The sequence below is a fragment of the Superficieibacter electus genome, assembly GCF_002915575.1.
Taxonomy (GTDB): domain Bacteria; phylum Pseudomonadota; class Gammaproteobacteria; order Enterobacterales; family Enterobacteriaceae; genus Superficieibacter; species Superficieibacter electus.
Genome location: NZ_PQGD01000052.1, coordinates 1 through 6437 on the forward strand (window position 1 = coordinate 1; position 6437 = coordinate 6437).

A 6437-nucleotide genomic window follows, 5' to 3' on the forward strand; every position below is an offset into this window, starting at 1 on the left:
TGGCTGTAATTATGACGACGCCGAGTCCCGACCAGACTGCATAAGCAACACCGACAGGGATGGATTTCAGAACCAGAGAAAGAAAATAAAATGCGATGCCATAACCGATTATGACAACGGCGGAAGGGGCAAGCTTAGTAAAGCCCTCGCTAGATTTTAATGCGGATGTTGCGATTACTTCGCCAACTATTGCGATAACAAGAAAAAGCCAGCCTTTCATGATATATCTCCCAATTTGTGTAGGGCTTATTATGCACGCTTAAAAATAATAAAAGCAGACTTGACCTGATAGTTTGGCTGTGAGCAATTATGTGCTTAGTGCATCTAACGCGCTGATCACCGGCGGTTGAAAACCGTCCGGTGGATTGGCAGGTTATGCTCCTTCATTTCATTTCTGGTTTCCTATAGGGCAACCAGGCTGTCCTTGCCGGCGCTGGGAACGCAGACGATGGCATCAAATGCCTCGCTCAAATTCGTTTCTACAGAGGCGCTTTGGGACCGCATTCGCTTTGCTTCCATGGGGTCATCTGTCAATGTCAGGCATGAATCCTCCTTACCACAGGCATCGATGACATACTGTTCCACACTATCCTCACGGATTGCATCGGCAGGCGTGGTCACAACAGAGAATCCAAGAGGACTGTCGGGCGATGGGAAATGCATTTCCGGCACGGTGAGTCCAAGATGGGTGAATGCAATCGCACGGTAATCCCCCTCCTCCCTCTCTGCGAGATGCTGTCCCATGGGAACAGCCGTAAGCTCGCCTGAAAAGGAAACTGGAGTTTTTTGTAAATGATTGTTGTGCGCCAGCAGAATTATCCTTACATCCGGATTCGCTCGAACCATTCCATCCACCACGCCCGCCATATACGAGTCACGTACGGAAGTATCTCCCTCAAGAGAGGTACCATCGAAGAAAGCTTTCATTACACGCAAGGTTTCCAACGTATACTCTATCGACTCTATTCGATCAGAGGCTTTTCGGAAAAAATCGCTGTTGACGTGATTTTTCAGGACAGGGGCAAGCGACGCCAAACGGAGCTTCAATCTGGTTACCCCTGAGATAGCTTTCTCCTGCTGAGCCGTTTCCAACTCCCCCCATTTTGCCGATGAAATAACCGCCGACTGGCCATCAATGGACGTCAACAACTGAGTCAGCGCATCAACGTGGGGTTTCATGAGGTGGTCGATGACCTGGATAATTTCGGCCAATTGCGCTAGGTCGTCCCTTGGATTCAAGGTGTTGGGTAAATCGATTCCGACTAACTGCAGTTTTCTTCCTGATTCGCGTAGATATGATTTAACCCAAATCAGCACTGAGCCATACAAAGAAAAGGTCAGGGTATCCGAAAATCGCTCAAGTTCATGAGCACCGGCTGTTGAGTTGAGCCATTCAGATAGCCGGGATGCCTGAATCGCCCCACATTCCAAACCAATCGCATTAAGCATGCTTCCTCCACAATGGAGAGGCCCAGTTACAGGACGTTGCATAACTGCCAGCCGCGACCATTGAGGTCGCGGCATTTCTCTCATGACCGCTTTTGGCGCAATCCGAGCGATCTACTCGGCAGCTGTCGGCCCTTGGGGTCTTGTTTAGGGAACTGGCTCAGATGTTCGTGAGTGATCTTCCAGACATTCGCTTCTCTACGAAGGATAGTTGTTCCTCGCCCACCGCCTTCCAGAGCGCTACCATTTAAAATTGCCCTCCACCGGAAGTGATAGGTGCATCCGGCACAATCTTTCGACTGGGCAACCCACTCCAGGTTTTCTAACCAATAATTTTCAAGAGGAAATTTTTTCCAGGTTTCCTCAAAGGCTTGCCGTATCTGCTTCAGTCCACAAAATGATCCGTCATTGAACCAGAATATCGCATTTGGTGAAATTAACGGCACCAACTGATCGAAGTCGTGCATATTAATCAGTTTGCTCGACTTCACGCGGGATCCAGAACCAGGCGACATAGAGGGCCCGTAGGAAGAGAATCGTCAGCGCCGTTCCCACGACGATGCCGCCCATCATTGCGTAGGCACGATTGCCAGCATGAACTGGCAAAGCGCCGAAGTGCTTGCCAGCCTGGACACGTTTAACCTGACCGAGAGGTACGGTTGCGATGCGGAGATCATATTTGTTAATTAACGCGCTTGCTTAATTAACAATGGCCACGGGATTCTACTCGGAATCCCTTCAAGGCGAGGGGCGAAAATCGGCCCCAGGCGGCGAGTGGGCTAAGCAATTTGTGGCATCCGCGACGCGAATAAAGACCAGTGCGGTCATCGGCTACAGTCGGTTCCATGCGCCATGATGGCACTGCCGGCAGGCGACGTTAATCGATGATCTCGGCACCTTCTGCGTTCAGACGCGCCAGGCCCTCCTTCATTTCCCGCAGCCGCTGGGCCGTGTGTGCTTGCCACTTCGTCACTTCAGCAATTACGCGCAATGGATCGCGGGAGCGATAAGACAGGGTCGGGTTACCCGGGAACTTCTTATCCGTCAGGTTCGGATCCTCCTCGATGGCGCCGGTCGGTTCGACGACATAAATTCGTTCCGTTCCGCTGCCACCCGCCAATTCGGCGCCCCAGATCGCCGCATCGAGCGTGCCTGTAAAATACACCCACGACAGGGATTTCGCGTCTGTGAAATTCGATCGATAACCGACGGCGATCAGATCACCGGGTGCAAGAGCGGCTTTGGTTCCATGGAAGAACGACTGGGCAAACATGGTTGCGGTAGCAGACATAGAGTCCCCCTTGATGTTAAGCGCTTCTGTTCACAGTGTCGCGGGGCCCGTATTTTCGGCGGGGCGCACCCTGGATACATAGTCGTTGATAGGGTGCGGGCGAGCATCCCGCATGCCATGCGTCGGATCAGGGCGAGCCAAAGTGCCGTTGAAGATAGTCGACACCGAACGAAACGATATCCCGCGCTTCGAACAAGTAGCAGTGCGCCTGACCGACCAAGCCCTCCCGATGGCGTCGCAGCTCCACATAGGCATTGGTAATTGTCTCGACGGCGTCCGGCTCTCCTTCGATAGCGAAACAATCGAGAATGCCGTTGGAGTCGAAATCCTCGGCGCGTTTCCATCTCACTCCGCCGTCCTCGCTGCGGATCGGCATTTCGTAGCTCACGCGTCGCTTGTTCGGGATGCGGGCAATGGCCTCGGCGTAGTGCAGGACGGTAACGGAATCGAGCGGGGCTCCGAGCAACAGAACCTTTCCGGCACGCTCGACGAAACGCTCCAGCGGCGATCCAGGTCCGAAAGCCTGCCCAAGTTCGTGAGGCCGCGTCAGAGTGCCGGCCAGAGGCCCTACCGCGACCATCGAGGCATCCGGGTGCGCGCTGCGCCGGGCGCCGGGTGTCTGGAGGAGGAACCGGTTGAGCAGGCCGAAGCCGCGATACGTGCCTGATATGGCTGGATCGAACGGCGGCCATCGGTGGCGCAGTTCCGCATCCATCCGTGCGCCATTGAGCGTTTCTTCGTAAGGCGACCGGTCCCACGAGGCGTATCCCATCAAGCTTCCAGTGGGGCCGACGGCATCGAGCAGGGCAGACACTATCGATGCTGCGCCTCCATCGACGGGGCCGATCGCCTTCAGCGATGCGTGAACCATGACGAGAGCGCCGGATTGGACACCCAGCCGTGAAAGGTCCGCCGCAATTGTTTCCCTTGTGTTCATTCCGCTGCCATCCTCTATATCCTGCATTCCCCAAGTGGCGTGTCGTTTGAGGTGAAGATAGCCTGTATCCGAGCGCTAGACAAGGATTTTCTGCCGCAAGCGGCACCTGCGGTCGCGCAGACTGCTGGATCTGGACGGATCAGACCGCGAAGCCGCTGTTTCCTTGCCCAGGGGCGGCGTTTTTCAGCGCAGCGGACAGATCTGTCCAGCCGCTTTCGTTCAGTTTGAGCGTGGATCGCGATCATGCGCATAGCGGTGGCGCTCGCAATCGGCGGATAGCGGCGAGGATGGCGCGTACCATCGTGCCGGTGACAGCGACCTCGGCCAGCTGGAAGGTGATGGTGCGGGCGTGACGGACCACACGTGCCCCGATCTTGATCAGCTTCAGTTGCAGGCTGGTCAACGACCAGTCGGCCATGGCCTCGGGCAGCTCGATGCAGCGCAAGAAGGTGGCCAGGTTGTACGCCAGGGCGTGCAGTTGCAGCCGCACCTCATTGTCGCGGAACTTCCGGCACGACAGCCGCGTCCAGCGAAAGGCGTATTTGCCCTCTTTGATGTGCTGCTCGGCGGTGCCGCGCTGGTTGTAGAACCGCACCACCCAGTCCGGCTCCATCGGCAGGTTGGTGACGATGAAGCCGACACGCGGGAACAGTTCGCCCGGATGCCATTCGATCTTGGCGATCACCCGGCGTTCCTTGTCCCAGGACGCCGCCTGATACTCGAATTCCTCGAAGAACCGCTTGACCTTGGTCAGTGACGGCCGCCCGACAGGGCGCGTTAGCCGATGCGCGATCTTGTCCTTGAGGACCGCGTTTGCGGGCAGCCGGATGGCGTAGAAGAACCGCGCTTCTTCCAATCGCTCATAGATCGCCGGGATCGCGTAGGCAGCATCGGCCCGGAAGAACCTGCCACCAAGGTCGCGCTCCGCGTAGCGCGCAATTACGGGGTCGAGAACATCACGCCAGCCATCGGCGCTGTGGACGTTGCCATGGCGCAGGGCGCAGCGTTCCAGCATCCCGAACTGGTTGAACAGAAAGTTGGGGTGATAGCAGCTACAGTCGAAATGGCCATTCCAGGCGGACCCTTCCTGGTCGCCATGGGTCGGGCTGACCGAGCTGTCCATGTCCAGAACGATGTACTTCAGCCCGTTACGGTCATGGAACCGGTCGATCCATTGCCCGTTCAGGTCGGCCAGCGCGGCACGGTTCCCGGCCAGAGCCAGCGTCTCGGTCTCGAACCGTCCCATCTGCGATGCCGAGGCCGCTTGTGCATCGACCGCTCTGCCGCCGACAACTTGGCGCATGACCGGATCGCAGGCGAGACGGTTGGCGTCGTTGACATCCTCGTATCCGGCCAGCCGCCCAAAGACTGATTGCCGGAACAGGCCGTCGAGCCGATGGACCGTGTTCTTGCCAGAGCGAGTATCGCGCAGCGCCGCTGACGCCAAATCGGACAACCCGAGCGCGTCATCAAGCTCGCGCATCACCAGAAGGCCGCCGTCGGAACTGAGCTGCGTGCCGCGAAATTCCAGCCGCACGCGAGGGTCGAAATCCACCCGATCTGCCCGTTGCAAGCCCGCACCCTCTGGGTGATCCATGAAACGCGCCCCTCGCAGCCTTCAACACCATGTTTTATATAGGAAATATAATGGTCAGGACAGCGAAATCAGCGCCTTACTTGGGAAATGTGGGTTAAAATCATGCCTCTCGACAAAATAGCGAATAAGACTAGCTCTAGCCAGTGAGAACTCCGCGACAAAGTGAGCACCCTCGCCAATGCCGACAATTCGGGCGCCCTCAACTACGGGATTAAGAATCTCAAACTCATTGAACTCCAGCTTTTGAGGCTGTAAAAGTGTTCTGGTCGTTCTCCATGTCATTTTTTTATCCTTTTGCGTTTATTGCTGAAATCGTCATACTTTCGCTTCGCCAATAACCAGGCTCACAGAGCATAACGCCCCAGTTAACCGACATCAACGTGCGCAGCACGTTGATGTCCGGTTGAACGCCCGGTTAGGCTGACGACAGATGCGAAGGCAGATGAGAACACGCCGAGATACCAGTTGGTAGAGATGGTGCAGCCATTCATGACCACTTCCCCTTGATTTTGAAGCTTTGAACAGTGCGCAGGCTTTCGAACGCCTGGCGTGTTTGGACCATGTACACCGCAGGGCCGTCAGGTGTGAGGATGTTTTTTTCTTGAACGAACCCGGCCTTCTCGTAGCAGCGAATGGCGCGATGGTTGCTAGGAGATGGATCGGTTTGGATTTTCGTTACGGCCGGGTCGCTAAACAGGAGTTCAACGAGCGAGCGTACGAGCTTTGTACCCAACCCCTTGTTTAACTGTGATGGATTAGCCAAAGACTGGTCAATCCCGCGGACCCCTGGATCAGTTTCGTCTTCCCACCATCCATCGCCACTTCCAAGTGCGATGTAGGATTGGGCGTAGCCGATGGGTTCGTCATCTAGCATTGCGATGTAAGGCACTACAGCTTGCTTTGCCAGAACTTCGGGCGAATAGTGTTCTAAGACTTCGTCAAGAGTTGGGCGTTCATCCTCGCCGCCCCACCACTCGACTATGTGGGGGCGGTTCAGCCAAGCATGGAGCATTGGCAGATCGTTCTCGGCCATGACTCGTAGAACTATTGCGGCATTGTTGGCGGACATGAGATGTTGATTCCGTGCGGGCCTAACTTTGTTTTAGGGCGACTGCCCTGCTGCGTAACATCGTTGCTGCTCCATAACATCAAACATCGACCCACGG

At 55.9% G+C, this 6437-nt stretch carries 7 protein-coding genes and 2 pseudogenes; all 9 read right to left on the reverse strand.

From position 1 onward, the window contains the following. The coding region (locus CHU32_RS27350; protein ID WP_001981783.1) for a DMT family transporter at nucleotides 1-220 on the reverse strand (220 nt) is incomplete at its 3' end. Nucleotides 221-402: 182 nt separating this feature from the next. After that, nucleotides 403-1443 (reverse strand): annotated as a pseudogene (gene ere(A), locus CHU32_RS27355) (EreA family erythromycin esterase); the annotation flags it as partial. An 86-nt stretch (nucleotides 1444-1529) separates the two neighbouring features. Continuing rightward, on the reverse strand, nucleotides 1530-1937 hold the full coding sequence (locus CHU32_RS27360; RefSeq protein WP_063613390.1) for a YybH family protein: 408 nt from the start codon (nucleotides 1935-1937) through the stop codon (nucleotides 1530-1532). Nucleotides 1938-2323: 386 nt separating this feature from the next. Beyond that, nucleotides 2324-2737, reverse strand: a complete 414-nt coding sequence (gene arr, locus CHU32_RS27365; protein ID WP_012695486.1) for an NAD(+)--rifampin ADP-ribosyltransferase — start codon at nucleotides 2735-2737, stop codon at nucleotides 2324-2326. Nucleotides 2738-2864: 127 nt separating this feature from the next. Then, complete coding sequence (aac(3)-IIg, locus tag CHU32_RS27370) at nucleotides 2865-3674, reverse strand: aminoglycoside N-acetyltransferase AAC(3)-IIg (RefSeq protein ID WP_012695485.1); 810 nt, start codon at nucleotides 3672-3674, stop codon at nucleotides 2865-2867. 241 nt (nucleotides 3675-3915) lie between these two features. Continuing rightward, nucleotides 3916-5271, reverse strand: coding sequence for an IS1380-like element IS1247 family transposase (locus tag CHU32_RS27375; RefSeq protein ID WP_006473457.1), 1356 nt, complete (start codon nucleotides 5269-5271; stop codon nucleotides 3916-3918). 93 nt (nucleotides 5272-5364) lie between these two features. Then, nucleotides 5365-5553: pseudogene (locus CHU32_RS27380) on the reverse strand (EreA family erythromycin esterase); the annotation flags it as partial. Between the two features lie 83 nt (nucleotides 5554-5636). Beyond that, the gene (locus CHU32_RS28820; RefSeq protein WP_022646489.1) at nucleotides 5637-5762 is read right to left on the reverse strand and encodes a hypothetical protein; all 126 of its coding nucleotides are present in this window, start codon (nucleotides 5760-5762) and stop codon (nucleotides 5637-5639) included. Continuing rightward, nucleotides 5759-6340: an aminoglycoside N-acetyltransferase AAC(6')-IIc gene (gene aac(6')-IIc / locus CHU32_RS27385; RefSeq protein ID WP_012695484.1), complete on the reverse strand. Its 582-nt coding sequence runs from the start codon at nucleotides 6338-6340 to the stop codon at nucleotides 5759-5761. The genes CHU32_RS28820 and aac(6')-IIc overlap by 4 nt, the downstream gene beginning before the upstream one ends. Nucleotides 6341-6437: the final 97 nt, after the last annotated feature.

Excerpts from the sequence above, each read along its gene's own strand:
- arr (WP_012695486.1), bottom strand. The coding sequence starts at position 2,737 with ATGTCTGCTACCGCAACCATGTTTGCCCAGTCGTTCTTCCATGGAACC.
- CHU32_RS27375 (WP_006473457.1), bottom strand. The coding sequence starts at position 5,271 with ATGGATCACCCAGAGGGTGCGGGCTTGCAACGGGCAGATCGGGTGGAT.
- CHU32_RS28820 (WP_022646489.1), bottom strand. The coding sequence starts at position 5,762 with ATGAATGGCTGCACCATCTCTACCAACTGGTATCTCGGCGTGTTCTCA.